The sequence below is a fragment of the Streptosporangium sp. NPDC006013 genome (assembly GCF_040614275.1).
In the GTDB taxonomy this organism is placed as follows: Bacteria; Actinomycetota; Actinomycetes; order Streptosporangiales; family Streptosporangiaceae; genus Streptosporangium.
Genome location: NZ_JBEXUE010000069.1, coordinates 1 through 24,019, shown reverse-complemented (window position 1 = coordinate 24,019; position 24,019 = coordinate 1). Strand labels below are relative to the sequence as shown.

Genomic DNA, 24,019 nt, shown 5'->3' with positions numbered 1-24,019 from the left:
GGCTCGGTCTTGCGCCGAGCCCGCCGTGCCGGCTCCATCCGGTCCTGATCGCGTGCCGTGACTGCGCTCACCCGATGGGGCGTACGCCTTTGCGGTGAACGTCAGGAACGCCCGAGCCGGACCTGTGTCATGCCGTCAGCGCTGTAGTGTCAGCAGGCCCGGCCGGTAGGGCAGGAGGCCGTAGTCGCCGCCGGAGCTGGGGCTGCGTCCTTGGTAGAGCAACTGCAGGTTGCAGGGGTCGACGGTCATGGTCTGATCGGCGCTGGTGCGGATCAGTTCGCCGTGGCTGATGTCGTTGGTCCAGGTGGCGCCGCTGTTGGCCTTGCCGGCGAAGGGGTTGCTCTCGGTCGCGGCCTGCGGTGTCCACGTACCGTTCAGGCTGGTGGCCGTGAAGGAGCGGAAGTAGCGGCCCTGCGAGCCGATCGCCTCGACGATCATGAGGTAGCGGTTCTCGTTCTGGATCTTGTAGACCTGGACGGCTTCGAACAGGTTGTTCGTCGTGTCGCTCATGATCACGGTCGAGTTCGAGCCGAAGCTGCCGGGGAAGTTGCCGATGGGCATGCTGGCCCGGTAGATCTTGCCGTTGTCGCCGGCGAAGAACAGGTACATGTTCGTGCCGTCACCGATGAGCGCCTGGTCGATGGGGCCTGTGCCGGAGCCGGTGATGCTTCCGGAGAAGAGCGTCTGCGGTGCCGACCAGCCGTTGGGGTTGGTGGGGTCGGTGGAGGTGCGGTAGGAGAAGGCAGGTCCGCCCCACTGGTAGGCGAGCACCCAGATGTTCTTGGGGGCGAAGTAGAACAGGCTGGGGGCGACGGTGGCGGAGTTCATCGCGTTCTGGCTGGCCGAGGCCATCTCCGGCCAGTTCGTGAACAGGCCGAAGTTCATCGAACCCCAGCTCGTGCCGTTGTCGTGGGTGGTGGCGTAGACGAGCTGCCTGCCGTTGTAGGGGGCGACGGTGAAGTCCTTGAGCGAGACCCACCCCGACTTCGGGTTCGCCAGTGAGCCCGTCGACGTCCAGCGGTACGTCGAGGGAAGAGCGCACGTACCGGTCGGCGTCGGGGTCGGGGTCGGGTTGGGGCCGCTGCCGACCTGGACGAGTTGCCACTGCTGGTTGTTGCCGCCCCAGTCGTCGTACTGGACGATGTTGGCGCCGTCGGCGGTGGAGGCGCCCTGTACCTCCAGGGCCTTGTTGCTGTTGCGGTTGATCAGGCGGACGTAGCCGCCCGCGGAGTCGGCCAGGCGCCACTGCTGGTTGGTGCCGTTACCGTCGGCCCACTGCACGATCGCCCCGCCGTTGGCGGTGGAGAAGTTGTAGACGTCCAGCACCTTGCCGGAGAGCCTCGACTTCAGGCGGTAGTAGCCGCCGCCGGAGTCGACGAACTGCCACTGCTGCTGGTTGCCGTTGTTGCGGGTCCACTGGGTGATGCGGGCGCCGTCGTTGGTGGCCAGGTTGTAGACGTCCAGGGCCTTGCCGCTGTTGCGGTTGACCAGGACGTACCAGGCGTTGGTGTCGATCGGTCCCGAGGTCGGCGTGGGCGTCGGGTTGGTGCTGCCGCCGTTGAGCGCGTTCAGTACCGAGGTGTAGGCGGCCTTCTTGTTGCCGGCGGCGTCGAAGAGCAGGGGGTTCTCCCCGGTGCGCCAGGAGTCGCTGTCGCGGATGCCCCAGACGGTGATGCCGGTGCAGCGGGCGACCGCGAGGCAGGCGCGGGTGACGGTGGCGTAGTTGTCGGCCTGGTTGGAGCCGGCGATGTCGAGTTCGGTGATCTGGACGTCGACGCCGAGGTCGGCGAAGCGCTGGAGGTTGGCCTGGTAGTCGCCGGGGACGGAGTTGCCGAGATGGGACTGGAAGCCGACGCAGTCGATGGGGACGCCGCGTGATTTGAAGTCGCGGACCATGTTGTGGATCGCGGTGCTCTTGGCGTTGATGCCGTCGGTGTTGTAGTCGTTGTAGCAGAGCTTGGCGCCGGGGTCGGCGGCGCGGGCCGCCCGGAACGCCGCCTCGATCCAGTCGTTGCCGGTCCGCTGGAGGCTGGAGTCACGCCGGGCGCCGGAGGTGCCGTCGGCGAAGGCCTCGTTGACGACGTCCCAGGAGTGGATCTTGCCGCGGTAGTAGGTGGCGACCTGGGTGACGTGGTTGATGGCGGCACTGCGCAGTGTCGAGCCGGACAGGCTCTGGGCCCAGCCGGGCATCTGGGAGTGCCAGAGCAGGGCGTGCCCGCGCACCTTCATGCCCCGGCTGATCGCGTGATTCGCGATCCGGTCGCCGTTGGTGTAGTTGAAGGAGCCGCGCGACGGTTCGGTGGCGTCCCATTTCATCTCGTTCTCGGCGGTGACCGAGTTGAACTCGCGGTTCAGGATGTTGACGTAGGCGGAGTCACCGAGCTTGCCTGCGGCGATGGCCGCGCCGAAGTAGCGGCCGCCACGTTCGGCCGCCGATGCGCCGAGCGTGGCGGCGGCGCTCGCCGAAGCGGAGATCACCACCGACATGCCGATGGCGACCATGCAGGCGCTCAGCAGGGACAGGAGTCTCCACAGCCGGGTATGCCCGGAAGACCGGGCCGATCGGCTTGGGGTGTGCATCATGGTGTGCCTTTCCGTTTCACTGTGTGGTGAGGTCGAACCGGCGTACGGTCACCGCGCCGCCGAGGGACTGGGTGGCGTAGTTGAAGATCCCGAAGCGGTAGCCCATGAAGAACTGCCAGGCGTTGTTCAAGGTGAAGGCCGGTCCGAACGAGGTGAAGTTGGTCCCGTCGGTGCTGTAGGAGAACCGCGCCTGGCGGCCCGAGCCGGGCCGGACGTCGGCGTTGACGCGCAGCCAGATCCGGCCGCCGGAGACGTTGGCGCTCGCGGCCTCGGTGCCGGTTCCGGTGGTCTGCCAACTGCTGTTCATGGTCAGGCCGTTGGTCATCACGACGCGGGTCGTCCCGCCGTCGCGTTTGAGGCCGATCCAGGCCGACTGGTCGCGGAGCATGGCCAGCCCGGCGCGATCGCCGTTGGCCATCTGCGAGTAGTCGAGCTCGATCGTCGCCGTCGACGACGGGCCCTGGATACGGTGGGTCAGGGTGTTGCGGGCGTTATACAGGTCGCCGGTGACGGTCGCGGTCTGCAGGCGCAGGCCGCTGCCCGTCGACCACCTGGTGTTGTCGGGGTTGTGGTTCCACTCCCAGCGATGGCCGAGCGTGCCCGAGGTGAAGGAGTCGGGGCCGATCATCGACTGGACGGTCCGGTTGGTCTGGATGTTCGGCTTCGGGTAGTTGACGCCCCAGCCGCCGTTGACCGTCTGGATCGTGGGCCAGCCGTCGCCGGTCCAGGTGATCGGCGCGAGAGCGGGCACCCGGCCGCCGGGGAAGGCGTCGACGAACGACATGTAGTACCAGGCGCCGTTCTGGGTCTGCACGAGCCCGCCCTGGTGGGGCACGCCGCCCCCGGAGATCGGGCCCGGCATGTTCAGCAGGACCTCGCGCATCTCGTACGGGCCGAACGGGCTGGTGGAGCGCAGCACGTACTGGCCGTTCGCGGGCCGGGTCAGCCAGATGTAGTAGTAGCCGTTGCGCTTGTAGAAGCGGGCGCCCTCAAGGGTGCCGACGCTGGAGGGGGTCTGGAACACCTGCTGGGCGCGCACCTGGCTGAGCCCGTCGGCCGAGAGCTGGGCGACGCTGATCGTGCCGTTGCCGTAGGCGACGTACATCGTGTCGTTGTCGTCGACGAGCAGGCCGGCGTCGTAGTAGCAGTTGTTGATCTGGGAGCGTTTGGTCCAGGTGCCGTCCACCGCAGAGGCGGTGTAGACGTAGGTGCGGTTGAACTCGACGCAGCCCATCCAGTAGTACGTGCTGTTGCTCGGCCGGTAGTTGAGGGTCGACGCCCAGATGCCCTTCACGTACGCCCGGCCGCCGTTGAGGTCGTAGGCGTTCGAGTCGAAGTCGAGCCGGGGGACCGAGTGGCCGGCGTACTCCCAGTCGACCAGGTTGTAGGAGCGCAGGATCGGCGCGCCCGGCGAGTAGTGCATCGTCGAGGCCGAGTAGTAGTAGGCGTCGCCGACCCGGATGATGTCGCCGTCGGCGAAGTCCTGCCACACGACCGGATTGGTGTAGTTGCCGCCGGTGGTCGGGGTGGGGGTCGGGTTCGGTTCGCTGCCGACCTGGACGAGTTGCCACTGCTGGTTGTTACCGCCCCAGTCGGCGTACTGGACGATGTTGGCGCCGTCGGCGGTGGAGGCGTTCTGGACCTCCAGCACCTTGTTGCTGTTGCGGTTGATCAGGCGGACGTAGCCACCCGCGGAGTCGGCCAGCCGGAACTGCTGGTTGGTGCCGTTGCCGTCGGCCCACTGGACGATGGCGGCGCCGTCGGCGGTGGAGAAGTTGTGGACGTCCAGGACCTTGCCGGAGTGGCGGGACTTGACGCGGTAGTAGCCGCCGCCGGAGTCGACGAACTGCCACTGCTGCTGGTTGCCGTTGTTGCGGGTCCACTGGGTGATGCGGGCACCGTCGTTGGTGGCCAGGTTGTAGACGTCCAGGGCCTTGCCGCTGGTGCGGTTGACCAGGACGTACCAGGCGCTCGTGTCGACCGTCGCCGCGTTCGCGGACTGGGTCGTGAGAAACACGCCCACGAGGAGCAGAGACGAGAGAACCGCGAGCACACGCCTCACAGGAACCTCCAGAGGTTGTTGTTCGAGCCGTTGTCGTCGGCGAGCACGATCTGCGCGCCCTGGGCGGTACCGGCCAGACCCAGGACCCGGCCGCCGTTGGCGCACTGGATGCGGAAGGTGGCGCCGCTGCCGTAGCGCAGCCGCCAGCGGTGGTCGTTGGTGCCGTTGTCGGCCCACTGCACGACCCGGGAACCCGCTGAGGTGGCGGCGTTCTCCACCCCCAGCACCTTCTGACTGTTGGAGTTGCGTAAGCGCAGGTAGCCACCGGTGTCGACGACGGCCGTCCAGAGGTGATCGGCGGTGCCGGTGTCGCCCCACTGGATGACGAGCGCGCCGTCGGCGGTGGACATGTCGGTGACCCCGAGCACCATGCCGGTCGCCACGTTCTGGACGCGGCGCGCGCCGTTGGGCACGAACCGCCACTGGTTGTCGGCCGAACCGTTGTCGGGGTCCTGGACCGCCTGGGCGCCGTTGACGGTGGAGCCGTTCAGGATGCCCAGCAGCTTCGAGCTGTTGACGTTGCGAATCTTGACCGAGCCGTCGCCGACGTCGGTGATCGTCCACCGGTGGTCGGCGGTGCCGTTGTCATCCCACTGCATGATCCGGGCGTTGTCGGCCGTGGACATGTTCTCGACGCCCAGCACCTTGCCGCTGTTGACGTTGCGGAACCGCAGCCCGTTGCCGTCCACGACCGGCACCCAGTCGTGGTCGGCGGTGCCGTTGTCGGTCCACTGCAACGCCAGGCCGCCGTCCGCGGTCGACATGTTCTGGATGCCGAGCGCCAGCCCGCTGGTCGCGTTGATCAGCCGGAAGCTCGCCCCGCCGCCCCCGCTGCTCTGTCCGCTGGTGTTCCAGTAGACGACGTAGTTGTAGTTGGCGGCGTCGTGGAACGGGCCCAGGTTCACCGACGCCCCGTTGGCCGTGGCGGTGAACGACAGCGCCGAGGTGCCGGTCCGGGTGATCGTCGAGGGGGTCAGCGTCGGCGCCGCCGACAGGGAGGTGTTCCCGTAGTTGCCCGCCAGCACGATCGGGCCATAGGTGACGGCCTGCAGGTTCGGGTTGTCGTTGGCGGCCTTCAGGATCACCCGCATCGGGAGCCGTACGGTCACCGTGTCGCCCGACGTCCACGACCGGGTGATCGAGGCGTAGGTGCCCGGGGTGGTGGCGACGTCCTGCTGGACGCCGTTGACGCTGATCGTCGCGTCCTGGGTCCAGGCCGGGATGCGGACCCGCATCGTCCACGACCCGCTCACGTTCCCGGTGACCTGCAACGACGTGGTGTCGCTCACCGGGTACGACGTCGTCTGGGTGACCGTGATGCCGCGCTGTGACCAGTTGAGCGTGGCGGGCGCGAACAGGTTCACGAACAGCGTGGTGTCGTTGTGGAAGTAGATCGAGTCCATCAGCTTGGTGTTGGTCTCGATGCCGGTGCCCTGGCAGCACCACATCGAGTTGTAGTCGGTACTCCACGTGCCACCGCCCCAGGCCGGGCCGACGCCCCGCCTTCCCCCGGGGTTGAGCGGGGTGAAGTAGGTGACATGGCCCCGGCTGTCGGCCGGGTTCTGCTGGCCGATCAGGTGGTTGAACAGGGCGTTCTCGTAGTAGTCGAAGTAGTCGGCCCGGGTCGGCGACAGCGTCCACAACTCCCGGGTGAGCTTGAGCATGTTGTAGGTGTTGCAGGCCTCGCCGGTGTCCCTGGTCAGGTGCGCGGCGATGGCGTTGGGGGCGCGGAAGTGCTCGGCCTGGCTGTTGGAGCCGTTGGCGTAGGTGTGGGCGTTGATCGTGAAGGTCCAGGCGTTGGCGGCGATGTCGCGGTAGCGGGTGGTCCCGGTCGCCTTGTACTCCCGCGCGGCGCCGATCCACTTGGGCACCTGTGTGTTGGCGTGCAGGCCGTTGAGCTGGTCCTGGTTGGAGGCGAGCGGGTTGAACACGGAGGCGTGGTCGAAGCGCTGCGCGACCGTGAGCCAGCGGGTGTCCCCGGTCATCTGGTACAGGTCGGTGAGCACGGCGTTCATGCCGCCGAACTCGGTGCCCAGCATGGCCTGCATCTGGCTGGAGGACAGGCGGCCGGTCCGGGTGTCCACCCACCCGGCGAGGGCGAGGAGCACGGTCCTGGCCTGGGTGTTGCCGATGTGCCGCCACACGTCCAGCAGCCCGGCGAGGGTCTTGTGGATGCAGTAGTACGGCACGTTGCCGTTGCTCAGCGTGCGGTTCTCGACCGCGGTGATGTCGGACTCGGGGAAGCCCGACAGGTAGCCGGTGGTGAACCCGGCCACGCCGTTGTTGGCCTGGCATCTGGCCAGCTCGGCGACCATCTGGTTGGCCTTGTCCCGGCAGGTGGTGTCTCCGAGTACGGCATAGGCCTGCGCCCAGGCCGTCAGGAAGTGGCCCTGCATGTGGGACCGGAACGGGAAGTCGGGCGCGTCCCAGCCGCCGTTGGCCGCCGCGCCGTTGGTGGACAGGCGGTGGTTGGCGCGGAAGACATACAGCAGCCGGTCGACGTCGACGAAGCGCAGGTAGTCGAGAGTGCGGTTCTGGTTGTCCAGCCAGCGGCCGGAGGTCAGCCGGACCTGGCCGAGGTCGAATTCGTAGGCTGAGACACCGATCTCGGATCTGGCCCACGGGAGCGCGGCCAGGGCGTGGGACGTGCCCACCACCTGGCCGACGGCCGAGAGCGCGGCGGTCGCGCCTGCGGCCCGAAAGAGTTGGCGACGGCTCAGGGACATGGGGAAGCTCCTTGGGGCTGGGGGGTGAGGTGGCCGGTCGAAGCCACCACGGCCGGCCACCCGTTTCACGTGGTCAGGTCGTTGGCGCGGCTGACCACGGCTTTTGGTGCGTAGGTGTCGCGCTCGAAGGAAGTGTTAGCGATAACATTTCACTCATGAGGTAACCCGGAAGGTCGCGTCCTGCCGGTCGGCGGCGCTTGATGACGAACTGATCGGGTCGATGCGCAGCACGTAGCCCTGGTGCCGCAGATGGTGGGTCGGGAAGTTGTACGACCGGAACGACGACCAACTCCCGTCGGCCAGCCCGGCCACGCGATGGAACGTCGCGTCGGCCCGGAAGGTCGCGGAGTTGTCGTTCGGGTCCAGCCGGATCGCGTAGTTGTTGTGGCGCAGGAAGCTGCCGGGCACGCTCACCGACTCGAACGACACCCCGGCCGAGTCGGCCAGGCCCGGCACCATCCGCCACATCTGGTCCCGGTACGGGTCGAACGGGTAGGGGGCGATCCGCCCGATCCGGTCGGCGTGCCGTACGAAGTAGTCGGGGAAGTTCGACGACTTCAGCCGCACCCAGTTCGGCAGGCCCCACCGGGAGACCAGGGCGTTGTACTCGGCGTCGGTGATCCCGGCGATCGAACCGTGCTTGGAGTTCATCGGCGGGGTGTAGTCACGCTGGTTCATCGCCGACCACGCGTTGGCGCCGATGTTCGATGACGACCACAGGTAGTAGTCGTTGTTGACCGGGCTGAAGGAGTCACCCCACAGCCGCCAGCCGCCGTCGTTGGACCTCTGGAGCAACGGCGCCTCGATGGCGTTGCCGATGCGGATCCCGCTCGTGTAGGTCGTGAAGCTGTTGGGCTGGCCCGTGGCGGAGCGGGCGCCGTACAGGTTTCCGTCGTTGAGGTTCTTGTAGTAGAGGTACGTCGTGGACCCGTCGACCACAATGTCGCCGTCCAGCACGTTGAAGCTGGGGCTGAAGAAGGTCTGCTGCGTGCTGACCGACTGGAAGTCGGCGGTGTAGTTGACCGCGAGGATGTCCCGGCCGCCGGTGTTGAACGAGTAGACGATGCCGTACTGCCCGCGAGAGTTGTCGCGGAAGACCGTCGGGGCCCAGGTGTGACCATTCGTCGTGTGCATCCGCAGGCGGCGGTAGCCGGTGAAGTCGGTCAGGTCGGCCGAGTCCCAGACATGCAGGTACTGGCTGGGCGTGCCGAAGTTGAGGCCCTTCAGGTCGGTGGCGACGACGACGAAGGTGCCGTCGATCTTCCGGAAGATCTGCGGGTCACGCAGGCCCTGCTGACCGGCTGTGGGGGTGACCACGGGGTTGTTCTGGTTGAGGGGCGTCCAGTTCAGGCCGTCCCGGCTGACTGCCAGGTGCAGGCCGTAGTCGGCGGCCTGCTGGTTCGGGGATTCGGTGAAGTAGCCGAAGACGTACGCGGTGTTCGCCGCGTACGCCGCTCGGGGGAAGCCGACCACACCGGTGGTGGCGAGGGCGGCCGACGTCAGGGCGGCCTTGCCGAACTGCCTGCGGCTCAGGGACACGGGCGTTCCTTTCGCTGGGGGGTTACCGGACCGGGGTGCGGTGCGAGGTCAGGTCACGCCATAGGTCCGGCTGTTGAGGGAGAACGATGTGGGTTTGCCGGTATTGCCGCGGGTGAGCGTGTATTCCATCCGGCAGGCGACCGCTCCGTGTGCGCTGGTCGCGGTCAGCGGGCCGATCAGAGCCGGCGTCAGGACCGACATCACAAGGATGACCAGTCGTCGATACAGCGAAGGGTGAGCGAAAGGTCCGCCTTGGGCGCGCGTTCGAGATGAGGAGAGCATCCAACGCTCCTTGGCCACGTCTAAGAGGTGGCGGCCACCAAAAACTGTTATCGCTAACATTTGAGGCTCCAGATCTCCATGGCCTGCTCCCGTGGATGTGTTGTCGCGGAGTACATCCGACTGTCCGATCCAGGTCAACGAGTCGCAACCCTCGCTGACCTGGGCATTGCCACTGACACGTTTCCCGGCCTGGGCATTCGTCCGGTGGGAGATCACGTCGCGCTGCCCGCGCATGTGAAAGTTTCACAGAAGTTACCAGTTGGCAACCGTAGAATTCTGGTCGAATCCGGCTAACTTCCTCGACGGACCCTGATGGATAACTCGGGACGCCCGAGCCGATCGATGGAAATTTTCCGGCTGACTTCCGATACCTGCCGGACCAACGATCGTTCCAAGCGTCCGGCGAAGCGGGCTGGAAAGGGGAGGAACAGCGGAAACGGCCATAACGAGAGACCGAAAACCGCCCGGATACACTCCCGATATGACCTCGACCGAGGAATCCCCCCACGCCGACTCGGCCCCCTCCGAACCACTGACCCTCTCTCAGCTCGCCGAGCTGGCCGGAGTCTCGATGGCCACCGTCTCAAAGGTCGTCAACGGCCGCTCGGAGGTCGGTCCGGAGACCCGCGCCCTGGTCGAGGGCCTCATCCGAGAGCACGGTTACCGCAGACAACGCCGCCGCATCAAACCGGCGGGCCTCATCGAGGTCGTCTTTCACGAGCTGGCGGGCGACTATCCGATAGAGATCGTCAAGGGTGTCCAGCAGGTCGCCCGGCGGCATGGCCTGAGCGTGGTGATCTCCGAGCTCGGCGGTCGGCATGCCCCGGGACACCGGTGGATCGAGGACGTGCTCAGTCGCCGCCCCACCGGTGTCATCACGGTGTTCTCGGGTCCCACGGATGACCAGCGCGTGCGGCTGGCCACTCGCGAGGTTCCCCTGGTCGTGCTGGATCCCGCCGGGGATCCTGGCCGCGGCGTACCTTCGGTGGGGGCCACCAACTGGAGCGGTGGCCTGGAGGCCACCCGTCACCTTCTCGAACTCGGTCACCGCAGAATCGCGATGATCACGGGGCCTGAGTACGCGCTTTCCGGCCGGGCACGCCTGGACGGTTACCGTGCCGCCCTTGATGCCGCCGGCGTGCCGGTCGACCCCGACCTGATCTGCCAGGGGGCGTTTCAGATCGAGGACGGACTGGCCCACACCCGCCGACTGATGAAGTTGCCTGAGCCACCTACTGCGATCTTCGCGTCCAACGACGGCCAGGCCGTCGGCGTCTACCACGCTGCCCATGAGCTGCGACTACGCATCCCGGACGACCTCAGTGTGATCGGCTTCGACGACATGCCCCCCGGGCGCTGGGCCATCCCGCCGCTCACCACGATCCGCCAGCCCCTGATCGAGATGGGCGCCACGGCCGCCACCATGCTGATCAGCCTGGCTGAGGGGGAGTCGCTTCAGCAGAGGCGAGTGGAGCTGGGCACCGAGCTCGTGATCCGCGAGAGCACGGCTGCCTTTCAGGGGAAGCCGAAAATGCCTGTGGATCTTACGTAAGTTTCTGTGACATGAACGATTGACGCGGCCGTAACGCACCTGGCGTTGCCAGCAGAGTTGTCAACGCAAACGCCCATCTCCCGCTGATCGTTGCTGTTCGCCGGTGCCTGAGGAACCGACGACCCGGCTCGGCGTCCGAGCATGAAAGGCCGGCAACGCGCCGATCAGGCCGGCGTCGTCCGCGGTGTCGTCGGAGGCCAGGGTCTGGAGCACCTCATCAGGGAAGGTTCGGATGAGATCCGTGCGCGAACTGCACGGTGATGGACAAGCCGCCTTGGGGGCGTGCGCCGGCGGTGAGGGTGGCGTGGTGAGCTTGCGTGACGGCATTGACGATGGCGAGGCCGATGCCGTAGCCGTCGTGGCGGCCGTGACGATCAGGCGCCAGTTTCTGGAAGGCTTGAAAGAGACGCTGGATCTGGTTGTCGGGGATCACTGGCCCGCTGTTGGTGACCGTAAGGGCCGTCTGCGTGCCGGAGGTCTGTGTGGTGACCTTTACGTGCCCGTCTTCGTGATTGTGGCGGATGGCGTTGTCGATGAGGTTGGCGACGAGGCTTTCGATCAGTTTCGGGTCCCCGGCCGTCACCGCGGGCGTCAGGTGTTCGATTAGGTCGATGCGTCTCTTCATTGCCTGGTCGCGGCGGGAGGCGATCACTCCTTCGACGACGTGGGCGAGGTCGAGGGTGTCCCAGCGGGTGACGCCGCGCTCGCTGGTGGCCAGAGCGAGCAGTGCTCGGACGAGCCGCTCCTGGTGTTCGCCAAGAGCGAGGGCGTCCTGGCAGGCCGAGCGCAGGGTGTCGGTGTCGGCGTCGGGGCCGGCGAGAGCGACTTCAAGAAGGGTGCGCAGGCCGGCGAGAGGGGTGCGCAGCTCGTGGGAGGCGTTGGCGACGAAGTGGCGTTGGGCGTCGAAGGAGGCTTGCAGGCGGGCGAACAGGTCGTCGAGGGTGTGGCCGAGTTCGGTCAGCTCGTCCGTGGGCTCGCCGAGGTCAAGGCGCTGGTGGAGGTTTCCGGCGGAGATGATTTTGGCGGTGGCGGTGATGGCGCGCAGCGGGTGCAGGAACCGGCCGGCGACGTACCAGCCGAGAGCCAGGGCGATGGGAATCAGCAGGACCAGGGCGACGGCGGATCCCGTGAGGAGTTGGGGCAGGCCGATCCCGGGCCCGGTTTCGGTGATCGCACTCGATGAGGGGTGGTCTTTGGGGGTGGCCGCGTGGATGCCGGCAAGCGGGACGGCGACGAATACCACCACGAAGACCCCGGCGGCGTAGATGCCCGCCGCGTAGGCGAGCGCGAGCCGCGTCTGCAGGGACCTGCCGGCGAGCGTCCGGGGGGTCATGACGGTCCGATGCGGTAGCCGCCTTCGCGGATGGTCTCGATCACGGGCGGGTCACCGAGCTTGGCTCGTAACCGGTGCATGGTGTGCTTGACGGCGCTGCTGAAGGGGTCGGCGGCCTCGTCCCAGACGCGTTCGAGCAGTTCCTCGGCGGAGATGACCAGGCCGGGTACGGCGAGCAGGCATTCGAGCAGGGCGAACTCCCTGGGGCTCAGGTCAAGGCGCCGGCCGGCCCGGAACGCGATACGGCGGGCCGGATCGAGGGTGATGTCCCCGCATACCAGGGTGGGCGGTAGCGGCGGGGTGGCGCGGCGGGCCAGGGCGCGGACGCGGGCGACCAGTTCGGCGAACGCGAACGGCTTGGGCAGGTAGTCGTCGGCGCCGAGGCTGAGCCCGTCGACGCGGTCCTCGATCGTGCCGGAGGCGGTGAGCATCAGTACGCGGGTCTGACAGCGGCCATGGGCGAGTCGCCGGCAGATCTCGTCCCCGTGGACGCCGGGCAGGTCGCGGTCGAGGATCACCACGTCGTAGCGGGTGGCGGCCAGGCGGTCGAGGGCGGCGGTTCCATCCAGGACGACGTCGACGGCCATGCCCTCGCGGCGCAGCCCGGTTCCGATGGAGCGGGCGAGGACCTCGAAGTCCTCGACGACGAGGACCCTCACCGCCACTCACCGCCGGTCGTCGTGCGGGCGGGGCGGCCGAACCGGCCGCCGGGTCGAGGTGCCATGGGGCAACGATGCCAGATCCCCGGTTCCAACCGGGTCGCAGCGGCTGCGACCCGGCTGGAACCGGGTGCCGCGTACAACCGTCGGCATGAGTTCATTCACGCCTTACCGATCCGGTCGGCGGGCCGGGCAGGACCGTTTCCCTCAGTTGCTGCGCGCGGAGTGGACCAAGTTCCGCTCCGCGTGGGACTGGGTGCTCACCATGGCGGCCTCCGTGCTGGTCACCGTGTCGCTCGGCCTGCTGATCGCCGGGGGCGCCCGCAGCACCTGCGTGACCTGGAAGGGCGAGGGCCCCTGCCCCGCGCCTTTGGTGGGACCCGATGGCACGGCGGTGAAGGACAAGTACTACTTCGTGCACCAGCCGCTCAAGGGGAACGGCAGTATCACCGCCCGCGTGTCGGACATGACCGGGCAGATGCGGCTGCCGGACGTCGTCCCCGGGGTGCGCAACGTCAAGGAGGGGGTGGTGCCCTGGGCGAAGGCCGGGCTCCTGGTCAGGCAGAGCCTCAAGCAGGGCACGCCGTACGCCGCCGTCATGATCACCGGCAGCCACGGCGTGAGGATGCAGCACAACTTCACCCACGACGTGGCCGGTGGTCCTGTGCAGGGGCCACAGTGGCTGCGGCTGACCAGGTCGGGCGACACTCTCACCGGCTACGAGTCAGGCGACGGAAAGACGTGGACCGAGGTCGGCACGGTCAAGCTGACCGGGCTGCCGGAGACGGTCGAGATCGGGCTGTTCGCCACCTCGCCAGGCGCCTTGTGGGAGATGGCGAAAGCCTTCGCCCAGACCACCGCCACCTTCGACCAGATCAAGCTGCAGGGCGCGAACGGTTCGTGGCGGCATGACGACGTCGGCGTCTCCTTGGGGCCCGACGGCAAGACCCTGCATCACCCGGGCGGGGTCGTCGAGTCCGGTGACAGGCTCCTCGTGACCGGGGGCGGTGACATCGGGCCCGCCACGGTGGAGGGCGGTCTGCGCGCCGACCTCATGCTGATCGGCGGGGCTGTGGGGCTGATCCTGGTGCTCGTGGTGGCGGTCTCGTTCTTCACGGCGGAACACCGGCGGGGGCTGATCGGGACCGGCCTGCCTGCCGAGCCGCATCCAGCGTGGCTGCTGGCGGCCAAGGCCATGGTGATCGGCGCGGTCGCGTTCGTGACGGGGCTGGTGACCTCGGGGGTCGTGGTCCCTGTCGGCCTGGCGATGTTGCGTGCCAATCAGAACCCGATTCAGCCGATCACCCTGGGTACCGAGCTGCGGGTGATCGTCGGCTACGCGGCGCTGACCGCGGCCGCCGCCGTGCTGGCTCTGGGCCTGGCCGCGCTGGTCAAGCGGGGCATCGTCGCCATCGCGCTGGCCATCGCGCTGGTCGTCGTGCCCTACCTGCTGGCGACCGCGGGTCTGGTGCCACGGCTGCTGATGATCACCCCTGCCGCCGGGTTCGCGATCACGCAGAGCGTCCCCACGTTCGCGCATGTGGACGTGGACCGGTCACTGCTCGGGGGCTATTACCCGCTCCCGCCATGGGGAGGTTTGACCGTGACCTGCGGATATGCCGCCCTGACCCTCGGGGTGGCGATAGCCGTACACCGCAGGAAAGCGCCACGTCATCCGGTACATCGAGATCGGATGTGAGTTTTGGGCGCATGTGGGCTAGACCCCTTTGATGCGTTTCATGGTGATGTGGGAGTCGACCCGGGAGACCGCGGGCAGCGGCAGGATCTGCCGGCTGAGGAACTCCTCGTAGACGATCGGGTCGGCGACCGCCACCCTGATGTAGTAGTCCGGGCGGCCGAACATGCGCCGGAACTCCACGACCTCCTCCAGCGCCGCGACCCGGGATTCGAAGTCCTCCACGGTCTGCAGGTCGTTGACCGCGATCTCCACCGAGATGACCACTTCCAGGGAACGGCCCAGGGCCGCTGGGGAGATCTGCGCCCGGTACCCGGCGATCACCCCGGCGTCCTCCAGGCGCTTGACCCGGCGCAGGCACGGCGGGGGTGTCAGCCCCACCCGGCCGGCCAGCTCCACGTTCGACAACCGGCCGTCCCGAGCAAGGTGAAATAATATTTCACGATCAATGTGATCAAGGCTAATAATATTGCCCATATGCTTTACTCCTGATAATCTTTAAAACCATATTATGCGCTATGCGCACTAAAATTGCTTCCATGAGTGCAATGCGAGCGAGGGGCGGGTCGCGGGACTTCGCGGCGGCAGCGGCCGACACCGCCTCGGTGGGGCTCAGCCTGTTCCCCCTCGGGATCAGCTTCGGCGTCCTGGTGGTGCACGCCGGGCTGAGCTGGTGGTGGGCCACGGTGTTCACCGCCGTGATCTACGCCGGGTCGCTGGAGTTCCTGCTGCTGGGCTTGGTCGCCTCGGTGACACCGCTGGGGCAGATCGCGGTGACTGCGCTGCTGGTGAATCTCCGGCACGTCTTCTACGCCCTGTCCTTCCCGCTGTCGCAGGTCCGGCCGCTCGGCCGCATCTACGCCACCTTCGCGCTCACCGACGAGGCCTACGCCCTGACCACCGGCGAACACGCCCGCTCCTGGACCAGCGCCCGCATTCTGTGGATGCAGGTGCTGTGCCAGGGCTACTGGGTCGGTGGAGCCACCCTCGGCGCGCTCGCCGGATCCCTGATCCCGCTCACCCTGCACGGCCTGGACTTCGCCCTGACCGCCCTGTTCGTGGTCTTGACGATCGACGCCTGGCGCGCCCAGCGGGACCTGCCCGCTCCTCTGCTGGCCGCGGCCGGCTTCGCCGTCGCCGCGCTCTTGACTCCCGGGCAGGTGCTGCCGGCCGCGATGGCCCTGTTCACCACAGGCCTGGTGATCCGCTACGCCGTGAACCGCCACACCGCCTCCCGCGCGCCCGACGATCACATCCGCCCCGTGCCCGCCGCGGCCGCCTCAGCCCAGGAAAGGTGAAAACCCGTGCCCAGCCCGTACTACCTGGCCGCTGCCGTGGCCGTCGGCGCCGCCGTCACCTGGGGTCTGCGCGCCCTGCCCTTCGCCGTCTTGACTCCGCTGCGTCGCTCGGCCGTCCTGGGCTACCTCGCCCTGCAGATGCCCACCGGCATCATGTTGATCCTCGCCCTGTACACCCTGCGCGAGGTCCGCCCCACCTGGTCGGCCGTCGTGCCCACCGCGGCGGCCCTGGCCACCGCGATCGGGCTGCACCTGAAAACCCGCAACGCCGTGATCAGCGTCCTGGGTGCGACCACCTTGCACGTGGTGCTGTCGACCCTCTGGCAGACCTGACGACTCATCGCATGCATACCCGGCGCATCCGCTCATCCGGGAGGCTGATCGCTGATGTACGTGTGGCCAGGGCGCGCGGCTCCAGCTCCAGCCGGGTAGCAGGCACCTGATCGATCTGGCCTGGTATCTGGGGGTCGTGTGGCTGGTGGGGGCAGCGCGACGGTTCTTCGGTCGGCCGCGGGTCCGGCATCGGCTGGAGCAGGTATCCGGGCTTGTGCTGGTTGTCCTGGGCGTTCGTTTGGCGGCCGAGTCTCGCTAGTGGCCCGTCACGCAACCTTGGTTGGGTAACCGGTCCGGCTGCGGATGGGTGAGTCGGCGGCGAAGTTCGTCTTCACCGGCATCGCCGAGGGAACCCGCTGGGCCCGCGATGATTTCGGCAACCCGTTGATCGCTCTCGGTCTCACGATTTGAGAACGTCGTCAGCCCTGGGATCTATCTCGAAAGGCTCCGCATTACTGTTGCGCTAGATCGATATAGAGATGGCATTCCGGTATGTCTTTTTCTCTTGCCTGAAATTTTAGCAGGAGGATGGCCAATATGGCCGACGTACGTGCCGGAGATCCAAGGAGGATTGGCGCTCACCATCGAGGGCGATGCCTGTGTTTATTGACCCCGGGTGCGGGGATACTTGTCGTCGTAATCGCTCATTCCGGGCGAATCAACGAATCCGGGAGGCTGACATGAATGGATACCTACCGTATCGTGATTCCACTCCGACTACCCGCATTGGGGGCGTGCGCGGCTGGCAGGCGGACATTCTTCGCGGCCAGTCGTAGCTGAATGAGCCGAGGTACTGCGGTGTGTCAAAACCGCAGTGCCTCGACCTAATTACGGGCGGGGCGATGCACCGGGGGGCGTTTGTGGCGCGATTGTCGTACCCTGCCGTTTGGCGCAGCGATGTGGTGGAGGATCTGTTCGGATTCCCGGTTTCCGATCCCTACCGGTGGTTGGAAGACGGCAATGACGCGCGCGTACGGGACTGGGCCGCGGCCCAGGATCGTCTCTTCCGCGAATATCGCGCCGGATGGCGTGAGAAGCAATCGTGGGCGTCCTTGGTGGATCAGATGTCATCCTTCGGCGTGTCCGAGCCTCCGATGGTGCGTGGTTCGGTCATGTTCCTTGCCGAGCAACTCCGTGGGGATGAGCAACGGCGCCTGCTCGTCGTTGACGCTGAGGGGAACAGGCGGGTGCTGGTCGATCCGGTAGAGATCGATCCGTCCGGCCATACCGGGCTGTATGCCTGGTGGCCATCGCGTGAGGGCGAACGTGTGGCTGTCCAAATGGAGGTCGCCGAGCAGCCCGGCAGCGACATCATGGTGCTGGACGTGCGTACCGGGGAGGCGGTGGACGGGCCGTTGCCACGCGCCCGTAACACCTCGCTCGCCTGGCTGCCGGGAGGGGACGCGTTCTACTACGTCAGCCGTGTTCCCGAGGAGGAACTGGCCCCCGGCGACATGCGTTTGCAGCGGCGGGTGAGGCTGCATCGGATCGGTTCGCCCTGGCGGACCGACGCGGTGGTGTTCGGCGGTGACGATGCCCCAGAGCACTATTACGGGCTCACGGTCAGCGCCGACGGCCGTCATCTGGCGATCACTGCGATGGTCGGGCCCGCCTCGCACAACGATGTGTACGTGGCCGAGCTCACCGATCCGGAAGCCCCGCATTTCATCAGGATCGTGGATGGACGCACCATAGGCGCCCGTGTTCTCCCACGCTTCCTCGCGGACAACGATCTGCTGCTGGTCACCGACCACCAGGCTCCGTGTGGCCGCATCTGTACGGCGCACCGGCACGATACCGACCCGGCCGCATGGCGCGCGCTGGTAGCCGAAGATCCTCAAGCCCCCTTGGACGAGTGTCTGGTCCTGGACGGTCCGGCACTTCCGCAGCCCCTCCTGCTGGTGGCGCGCGCCCGCCACGGCACCTCCACCCTGACACTGCACGACCTGGCCAGTGGTCGGCTGCTCACCGATCTGCCCCTTCCCGGCGCGGGCGTCGTGTCATCCCTGCGCACGAACGTCCCACACGGGCATCACGCGTGGTTCAGCTACTGCGACGCGACCACACCTCCCACCATCTATCGCCACGACGCCGCCAGCGGGAAGACGGAACAAGAGACCGGCGCCGCAATAGCCGGACACACTCCAGGAATCCGCAGCCGCAGCGTGCGTTATCACGCCGGCGACGGCACCGAGATCACGCTGCTCCTGTTCACCCCGGCTGAGGAGCATCAGGGCCCCCGCCCCACCCTCCTTTACGGCTACGGCAGCTTCGGCATGCCGATGCGCTCATGGTTCTTCCCCATGGCAGCCGCATGGGTCAGCGCCGGCGGCACCTACGCGGTCGCCTGTGTACGCGGAGGCGGCGAAGAAGGCCAACGCTGGCACGACGCCGGCCGTGGACCACACAAACACCGCGCGATCAGCGACTTCAACGACGCCGCGACCTGGCTCATCAACACCGGTCGGACCACCCGCGACCAACTGGCGATCTTTGGCCAATCCGCCGGCGGGCTACTGGTCACCGCCGCCGCCACCCAGCGACCGGACCTGTACGCCGCGGTCATCGCCGAAGGCCCGCTATGTGACATGGTGCGCTACGAACACTTCGGCCTGGGATGCACATGGACCGACGAATTCGGTACCGCCTCCCAACCCGAACAACTCCAATGGCTACTCACATACTCCCCGTACCACAACATCACGCCCGGAGCCCCCTATCCCGCATTCCTCCTCACCGGCGCGGTAACCGATCTGCAGACCGGAGAGGCCCACGTCACCAAAATGTGCGCGGCCCTCCAACACGCCACCAGCAGTGACCGGCCGGTCCTCATGCGTCGAGAACCCGACACCGCCCACGCCGCCTCTCCCGCGAGCAAAGAACGCGCCCTGACCGCGGACATCCTGGCCTTCGCCGGAAAACACACCGGTCTGTCACCGAAAAAACAACCATGAGTCCTCATGAGACTGCCGCAGAACCACACTGAGAACGGGGCCTGACCGTAACCACTGGAATCAGCCTCGATCTTCCGTGATCTTCGTGCGTTCGGCTGAGGGGTGTTTTCGCCTTCCGGTCGGCGTGGGGCCCGGCTGCCGCGCCGGGTGAGCGGGGTTCCACGGGCCCGCTGGTCTCCCTTCTTGGTTTGTGCTGGTCAGGTCGGTGTGGGCAAGGCTTGCAGGCGCCTGACGGCGGCGATGGGCTGGGCCGCCCATGGCCGGCAGAGACAACGCGGCGGCGCGCCGGTTCCCGCTGGCGAACGCCGGGCATCGGCGGACGGCTATACCCAACGGCCGAGGGCGTCGATCGTCGTTTCCGGTGAGGTGTTGAAACAGAACCGGATCCCGGGTGCCGTCGCCACCAGCACGTTGATCAGCCGTTCGAACAGGAGGGTGTGCTCGGGTGCCATCCGCACACCACCTCCGATCATGGCCAGCTCGAAGGTGCCCTCGGACAACCGTTCACGGACGGTCCTCTCCGCCGCGTCCGGGTCGGTACCGATCAGGCACGACACCGCGTCGAAACCCGCCGCCCGCAGAGCCGCGTCGCCCTGCTCGATCCGTGCGGTGAGCGTCGCCTCGTCGAGGCCCGGATGCCGGGTGTAGTCGATCGCGTTCGGATGTAGCCCGATCGTCAGAATCGTTGCCATCTTCGCTCCTACCAGGGGACGGGGCCGTTACGGTCGAAGAAGCCTCCGGTGGGCCCGTCGGGGTCCAAAGTGGCCAACCTGATGATCGCATCGGCCCCCTCGGCGACGGTGTGGACACCCGTGTGATGGTTCATGTCGGTGGCGGGGTTGCCCGGATCCGCGGCGTTGACCTTGAACCCGGGCAGCGCTCGGGCGTACTGGGACACGATCATGTTGAGCGCCGCCTTCGACGAGGCGTAGTCCAGGGCCAGGAAGCCGGACTCGGGGCGGGTGGGGTCGCCGGCGTGGGTCAGCGAGGCGAGACCGCTGGACACCATGACGATGCGGGGCTGTTCCGACTTCCGAAGCAACGGCAGGAACGCGTGTGTGACCCGTACCTGACCGAACACGTTGACCTCGTACAGCTCCCGTAGCGCGTCGGCGCCCATGTCGGCCGGATCCAGCAACGGGCCACCGACCCCGGCGTTGTTGACCAGCACATCCAGGTGATCCACGCGGCCGGAGACGGCCTTCACGGCCGCCGCCACGGACTCGTCCGAGGTCACGTCGAGCTCGACGAACTCGACATCGAGCCCTTCACCCACCAGCGTGTCCGCGGCGTGCACGCCGCGTTCCCGGTCCCGGGCGGCCAGCAGGACCAGCCATCCTCTTCCGGCCAGGCGGCGTACGGTCTCCCGGCCCAGTCCCTTGTTCGCTCCGGTGACCAGCGCCACCGTCTTCGTGTCCGTCATGGGGTCGATCGTCGGTGCGCGCGTTCGGGCACGCCAGGACCGCTGAGGCATGGGACCCGCGGTACCACCCGGCCGCGCGGTCCGTGCGGCATCATCGAGGGGTGGACCGCGCCGAACTCGCCGAAGTACTTCGTACAGCCCGGGCCCGGGTGCGACCGCAGGACGTCGGGCTGCCGCCGGGCACTCGCCGCCAGGTGCCGGGTCTGCGCCGGGAGGAAGTGGCCATGCTCGCGAGTCTGAGCGTCGACTACGTGGTCCGGCTTGAACAGGGGCGCGGGCCGCGGCCTTCGAGCCAGGTCATCGCCGCGTTGGCCCAGGCGCTGCGGCTCGACGACGATGACCGCGACCTGGTGTTCCGGCTTGCCGGTCACGAGCCGCCTCAGGCCGGACGCGTCGCGACGGTCATCCGGCCGAGCGTGCTCCGGCTGCTGGACCGCATGGCGGATCTGCCCGTGCTGGTGCTGTCGGCCAAGGGCGACGTACTGGCCTGGAATCCCCTTGCGGCGGCGCTTCAAGGCGACATGTCCGCGTGGCCGCAGCGGCAGCGGAACCTCATCTGGCAACGTTTTCTCGGTAGTAGTCGCTGCCAGGTCGCCGCGGGTCCGGGCGAAGACGACGCGGCCGCCCGCGCCTCGGTCGGCACGCTCCGTGCCGCCCAGGCCCGTTACCCCAATGACCCCGAACTGGCGCGAATGATCACAGGACTGCGTCGTGGCAGCCCACGATTCGACGAGCTGTGGCGGGAGGGACGGTCCTCCCCATGGCGTACCGCGACCAAGAGCATCGCCCATCCCGAGCTGGGGACCATCACACTCGACTGTGACACCCTCCTGCTTCCGGACGGCGACCAGACCGTGCTCGTGTACTCGGCCGAACCGGGAACCCCCGAGGCAACGGCGCTCGACATGCTACGGGTGACCGGGCTGCAGCATTTCTGAGGCGCCGCGGACGCGTTCATGAAGGACCGAGGCTAGTGCAGCTTGTCGCGCGCGTAGGCGGCGGCCTCCGTGCGGTTGCGGACGCCGATCTTGGCGAAGGCGTTGTTGATGTGCGTCTTGACGGTCGTCTCCGCGATGAAGAGGGCCGAGCCGATCTCCGCGTTGCTCAGCCCCCCGGCGACGAGCCGCAGCACCTCGACCTCCCGCACGGTCAGCCCGTCGGGACAGGCCGTGACCGGCGGTGGTGCGGCGCGAGACAGCGCGTCGACCAGCCGACGGGACACCGCGGCCGAGAACGTCGACTGCCCGGCGGCGGCGGAGCGGAGGGCGGCGGCGATCTCGGCGCGTCCGGCGTCCTTGGTGAGGTAGCCACAGGCCCCGGCCAGCAGGGCGGAGTCCACGGACCGGTCGTCGTCGTAGGTGGTCAGCACCACGACGACCACCTTCGGGTAATGGCGGGCGATCCGCCGCGTGGCCTCGACACCGTCCATCACGGGCATGCGCAGGTCCATGAGCACGACGTCGGGACGCAGCTCGGCCACCAGGCTCAGGGCCTCTTCGCCGTTCCTGGCGTCGCCCACCACCTCCACGTCGTCGACCAGGTCCAGCAGCGCCACCAGGCCCTCGCGCATGAGCTGCTGGTCGTCCACGACCAGAACCCTCACTCCGGCACCTCCGCCCGTACCTCCCACAGATCACCCGCCGGTCCGGCGTTCAGAGTCCCGCCCGCGAGCGCCAGCCGCTCACCCATGCCCTGCAGGCCGTGCCCGGATGACGCCGCCGCGTGTCCGGCCGCACATGGGTTGCGCACCACCAGCCGGATGGTGCCCTCACCGTAGCCGAGCTCGACCGTGACCGGCTCGCCCGGGGCATGCTTGGCGGCGTTGGTCAGCGCCTCGCGTGCCGTACGCAGCAGGCAGACCTCCGCCGCCGGGGTGATCGGCCGCCGGGCGCCCGTCGTGCGCAGCTCGGCGGGCACGTCGTGGTCCCTGCGATGCTCGGCGACCAGCAGGCTCAGCGCGTCGGGCAGCGGCGGCACGTCCTCGCGCAGGGCCGCCACCGCCGAGCGCGCCTGGACCAGCCCCTCCCTGGCCAGAGCCCGCGACCTGCGGATGCGCGTCACCGCTCCCTCCACGTCGCCTCGCTCGGTGAGTATGGCCTCGGCGACCTCCAGCTGCACCCCCAGGGCACCGAGGGAGTGTGCGAGCACGTCGTGGAGCTCTCTGGCGATGCGAGCCCGCTCGTCGAGCGCCATGGCCCTGGCCCGGTCCTGCTGGGCCCGGCGGTAGTGGCGCCGGTGCAACGCGAAGAGCACGGTGCACATCATGACCGCCCCGCGGACCACGATCGCCGATCGAGGCTGCTCCCACCACAGCATGCTGCCGACCATGAGCGCCAGGTCGCCCACGGTGACCGCGACGATCGCTCCCATGCTCGGCGTCACGTGCGCCGCGAACAGCAGCAGTGTCGCGAACAGCAACACCGTGGGCGCCGCCTCGGCCGATCCTGACACCGACGCGGCGATCGCCGAACCGGCCGCGAGCAGGGCCACGGCCACGCGCGGAAAGCGGCCGTCGAGCAGGACGAAGGCCAGCCAGCACGCCATGGACGCGCCGAGCGCCGACCACACCAGCGCGGGGGCGCGATCGGGCGAGGCGGTCGCGAGCGACCAGGCGAAGACCAGGCTCATCAGCAGCCTGACCAGGCGGCCGGTTTCGGGGTCATCGGCCGCCAGCAGCCGCACGACCCGACCCCACACCTCCCGCATCGCTTAGCGCGAGTCCTTCAAGGTCAAAATCATGTCCACCAGGATAAGCCGGAAGGCCACGAAGCCGACGACCACCAGTAGCGCCACGACCACGATCGCGAGCAGGAGCTTGCCGTTCATCTTTCCCCCGTTGGCGTCCAGGAGCCGGTGCAGCAGGTCGAGCCAGAGGCCCAACCGTCCAGAGCGTTTGTCCATACCTGGGAAGGTATGGATCGGGTGGGGTGGAGCGGCACCCTCGAAGGGTGGAGAGCGGGGTGGAGCTCGACGTAGCCGGTAGCTGTGTCGCCCACCTGGCGACTACCCGGGCGCGCACGTGGTCGTCGCTCGGCTTGTCAGAAGGCCACCTCGGCTACGCCAAGGGAAACGCCCCGCACGCCGCCCACCGCGACGGTTTCGGGCGCCGAGCTGGTCGACTCGGGTGGCTCATGGGCCACCCGGCGGCATACGGTGCCCCCTGCCGGTACTGCTCGACACCGGCGAGGGGTACATGGGTCTTTTCCTGAAACGGGCGACTTACCCGCACACCCCGGGCAGGTCACACACCTTCTTCGTCATCTTCTTCGCCTGGCTGACGATTTTCTTGCCCGCTCTCGGGCCGTTGCCGATGTCGGTGTAGAAGAACAGCGCGGCGCCCCGGCGGGCGACGACCCCCAGCTCGGCGGGCTCACGCTCACGCTTCCACTGCTTGTACAAGTGACCTGAGACAGACAGGGCCTCGTCTCCGACTCGCAACGGCTTGCCGACGTAGCCGAACCCGGAGCCGGTGTCGCCCTTCGCCGTTGCCCGCCTCGGGCACCTGGCCAGGTCCGCCCGAAACTTACGGAACGCGGCCTGGGCGGACCTGGTGCTCCTGTACAGCACGAGCTGTTCGCT

General features: G+C 67.8%; 20 protein-coding genes. 6 read left to right on the top strand and 14 right to left on the bottom strand.

The window, feature by feature from the left end; translation table 11 throughout:
* Nucleotides 1–135: 135 nt before the first annotated feature.
* The 5 genes from ABZ260_RS13730 to ABZ260_RS13710 form a co-directional block, all read right to left on the bottom strand.
* On the bottom strand, nucleotides 136–2,583 hold the full coding sequence (locus ABZ260_RS13730; protein ID WP_355616573.1) for a non-reducing end alpha-L-arabinofuranosidase family hydrolase: 2,448 nt from the start codon (nucleotides 2,581–2,583) through the stop codon (nucleotides 136–138).
* Nucleotides 2,584–2,599: 16 nt separating this feature from the next.
* Nucleotides 2,600–4,645 (bottom strand): family 43 glycosylhydrolase, encoded by a 2,046-nt coding sequence (locus ABZ260_RS13725; protein ID WP_355616571.1) that lies wholly within the window; start codon nucleotides 4,643–4,645, stop codon nucleotides 2,600–2,602.
* Nucleotides 4,642–7,371 (bottom strand): beta-L-arabinofuranosidase domain-containing protein, encoded by a 2,730-nt coding sequence (locus ABZ260_RS13720; RefSeq protein ID WP_355616569.1) that lies wholly within the window; start codon nucleotides 7,369–7,371, stop codon nucleotides 4,642–4,644. Before ABZ260_RS13720 ends, ABZ260_RS13725 begins: the two co-directional genes overlap by 4 nt.
* 153 nt (nucleotides 7,372–7,524) lie before the next feature.
* The gene (locus ABZ260_RS13715; RefSeq protein WP_355616567.1) at nucleotides 7,525–8,910 is read right to left on the bottom strand and encodes a glycoside hydrolase family 43 protein; all 1,386 of its coding nucleotides are present in this window, start codon (nucleotides 8,908–8,910) and stop codon (nucleotides 7,525–7,527) included.
* Between the two features lie 48 nt (nucleotides 8,911–8,958).
* The gene (locus tag ABZ260_RS13710; protein WP_355616565.1) at nucleotides 8,959–9,426 is read right to left on the bottom strand and encodes a hypothetical protein; all 468 of its coding nucleotides are present in this window, start codon (nucleotides 9,424–9,426) and stop codon (nucleotides 8,959–8,961) included.
* A gap of 247 nt (nucleotides 9,427–9,673) precedes the next feature.
* Here ABZ260_RS13710 and ABZ260_RS13705 point away from each other — a divergent pair, with 247 nt between their 5' ends.
* On the top strand, nucleotides 9,674–10,744 hold the full coding sequence (locus ABZ260_RS13705) for a LacI family DNA-binding transcriptional regulator (RefSeq protein ID WP_355616563.1): 1,071 nt from the start codon (nucleotides 9,674–9,676) through the stop codon (nucleotides 10,742–10,744).
* A 217-nt stretch (nucleotides 10,745–10,961) separates the two neighbouring features.
* On the opposite strand, the gene ABZ260_RS13700 is transcribed toward ABZ260_RS13705, so the two are convergent.
* Both ABZ260_RS13700 and ABZ260_RS13695 read right to left on the bottom strand, forming a co-directional pair.
* Entirely contained in the window at nucleotides 10,962–12,077 is a 1,116-nt protein-coding gene (locus ABZ260_RS13700) for a HAMP domain-containing sensor histidine kinase (protein WP_355616561.1), read from the bottom strand.
* Complete coding sequence (locus ABZ260_RS13695; RefSeq protein ID WP_355616559.1) at nucleotides 12,074–12,736, bottom strand: response regulator transcription factor; 663 nt, start codon at nucleotides 12,734–12,736, stop codon at nucleotides 12,074–12,076. The genes ABZ260_RS13700 and ABZ260_RS13695 overlap by 4 nt, the downstream gene beginning before the upstream one ends.
* A gap of 151 nt (nucleotides 12,737–12,887) precedes the next feature.
* Here ABZ260_RS13695 and ABZ260_RS13690 point away from each other — a divergent pair, with 151 nt between their 5' ends.
* Complete coding sequence (locus ABZ260_RS13690) at nucleotides 12,888–14,435, top strand: hypothetical protein (protein WP_355616557.1); 1,548 nt, start codon at nucleotides 12,888–12,890, stop codon at nucleotides 14,433–14,435.
* A gap of 18 nt (nucleotides 14,436–14,453) precedes the next feature.
* Here the strand turns inward: ABZ260_RS13690 and ABZ260_RS13685 are convergent, their stop codons facing one another.
* Entirely contained in the window at nucleotides 14,454–14,909 is a 456-nt protein-coding gene (locus ABZ260_RS13685) for an Lrp/AsnC family transcriptional regulator (protein ID WP_355616555.1), read from the bottom strand.
* A 62-nt stretch (nucleotides 14,910–14,971) separates the two neighbouring features.
* Here ABZ260_RS13685 and ABZ260_RS13680 point away from each other — a divergent pair, with 62 nt between their 5' ends.
* From ABZ260_RS13680 to ABZ260_RS13670, 3 genes are all read left to right on the top strand, one after another.
* Nucleotides 14,972–15,730 (top strand): AzlC family ABC transporter permease, encoded by a 759-nt coding sequence (locus tag ABZ260_RS13680; protein WP_355616553.1) that lies wholly within the window; start codon nucleotides 14,972–14,974, stop codon nucleotides 15,728–15,730.
* A 6-nt stretch (nucleotides 15,731–15,736) separates the two neighbouring features.
* A complete protein-coding gene (locus tag ABZ260_RS13675) occupies nucleotides 15,737–16,063 on the top strand; it encodes an AzlD domain-containing protein (RefSeq protein ID WP_355616551.1) in 327 nt (108 codons plus the stop codon).
* 902 nt (nucleotides 16,064–16,965) lie between these two features.
* Nucleotides 16,966–19,017, top strand: coding sequence for a prolyl oligopeptidase family serine peptidase (locus ABZ260_RS13670; RefSeq protein WP_355616549.1), 2,052 nt, complete (start codon nucleotides 16,966–16,968; stop codon nucleotides 19,015–19,017).
* Between the two features lie 323 nt (nucleotides 19,018–19,340).
* Here ABZ260_RS13670 and ABZ260_RS13665 read toward each other — a convergent pair whose 3' ends face one another.
* A complete protein-coding gene (locus tag ABZ260_RS13665) occupies nucleotides 19,341–19,709 on the bottom strand; it encodes a hypothetical protein (protein WP_355616547.1) in 369 nt (122 codons plus the stop codon).
* An 8-nt stretch (nucleotides 19,710–19,717) separates the two neighbouring features.
* Nucleotides 19,718–20,440: an SDR family oxidoreductase gene (locus ABZ260_RS13660; protein ID WP_355616545.1), complete on the bottom strand. Its 723-nt coding sequence runs from the start codon at nucleotides 20,438–20,440 to the stop codon at nucleotides 19,718–19,720.
* A gap of 101 nt (nucleotides 20,441–20,541) precedes the next feature.
* Here ABZ260_RS13660 and ABZ260_RS13655 point away from each other — a divergent pair, with 101 nt between their 5' ends.
* Nucleotides 20,542–21,378, top strand: a complete 837-nt coding sequence (locus ABZ260_RS13655; protein WP_355616543.1) for a helix-turn-helix transcriptional regulator — start codon at nucleotides 20,542–20,544, stop codon at nucleotides 21,376–21,378.
* 32 nt (nucleotides 21,379–21,410) lie between these two features.
* Here the strand turns inward: ABZ260_RS13655 and ABZ260_RS13650 are convergent, their stop codons facing one another.
* The 4 genes from ABZ260_RS13650 to ABZ260_RS13635 all read right to left on the bottom strand — a co-directional run.
* Complete coding sequence (locus ABZ260_RS13650) at nucleotides 21,411–22,043, bottom strand: response regulator transcription factor (RefSeq protein WP_355616541.1); 633 nt, start codon at nucleotides 22,041–22,043, stop codon at nucleotides 21,411–21,413.
* Entirely contained in the window at nucleotides 22,040–23,146 is a 1,107-nt protein-coding gene (locus ABZ260_RS13645; protein ID WP_355616539.1) for a histidine kinase, read from the bottom strand. Before ABZ260_RS13645 ends, ABZ260_RS13650 begins: the two co-directional genes overlap by 4 nt.
* Before the next feature lie 3 nt (nucleotides 23,147–23,149).
* A complete protein-coding gene (locus tag ABZ260_RS13640) occupies nucleotides 23,150–23,341 on the bottom strand; it encodes a hypothetical protein (protein ID WP_355616537.1) in 192 nt (63 codons plus the stop codon).
* Between the two features lie 318 nt (nucleotides 23,342–23,659).
* Nucleotides 23,660–24,019 (bottom strand): hypothetical protein (locus ABZ260_RS13635; protein WP_355616535.1); only part of this gene is annotated, 360 nt, incomplete at its 5' end.

Excerpts from the sequence above, each read along its gene's own strand:
- ABZ260_RS13640 (WP_355616537.1), bottom strand. The coding sequence starts at position 23,341 with ATGGACAAACGCTCTGGACGGTTGGGCCTCTGGCTCGACCTGCTGCAC.
- ABZ260_RS13680 (WP_355616553.1), top strand. The coding sequence starts at position 14,972 with ATGAGTGCAATGCGAGCGAGGGGCGGGTCGCGGGACTTCGCGGCGGCA.
- ABZ260_RS13700 (WP_355616561.1), bottom strand. The coding sequence starts at position 12,077 with ATGACCCCCCGGACGCTCGCCGGCAGGTCCCTGCAGACGCGGCTCGCG.
- ABZ260_RS13660 (WP_355616545.1), bottom strand. The coding sequence starts at position 20,440 with ATGACGGACACGAAGACGGTGGCGCTGGTCACCGGAGCGAACAAGGGA.
- ABZ260_RS13645 (WP_355616539.1), bottom strand. The coding sequence starts at position 23,146 with ATGCGGGAGGTGTGGGGTCGGGTCGTGCGGCTGCTGGCGGCCGATGAC.
- ABZ260_RS13685 (WP_355616555.1), bottom strand. The coding sequence starts at position 14,909 with ATGGGCAATATTATTAGCCTTGATCACATTGATCGTGAAATATTATTT.
- ABZ260_RS13710 (WP_355616565.1), bottom strand. The coding sequence starts at position 9,426 with ATGCGCGGGCAGCGCGACGTGATCTCCCACCGGACGAATGCCCAGGCC.
- ABZ260_RS13730 (WP_355616573.1), bottom strand. The coding sequence starts at position 2,583 with ATGATGCACACCCCAAGCCGATCGGCCCGGTCTTCCGGGCATACCCGG.
- ABZ260_RS13665 (WP_355616547.1), bottom strand. The coding sequence starts at position 19,709 with ATGGCAACGATTCTGACGATCGGGCTACATCCGAACGCGATCGACTAC.
- ABZ260_RS13690 (WP_355616557.1), top strand. The coding sequence starts at position 12,888 with ATGAGTTCATTCACGCCTTACCGATCCGGTCGGCGGGCCGGGCAGGAC.
- ABZ260_RS13720 (WP_355616569.1), bottom strand. The coding sequence starts at position 7,371 with ATGTCCCTGAGCCGTCGCCAACTCTTTCGGGCCGCAGGCGCGACCGCC.
- ABZ260_RS13705 (WP_355616563.1), top strand. The coding sequence starts at position 9,674 with ATGACCTCGACCGAGGAATCCCCCCACGCCGACTCGGCCCCCTCCGAA.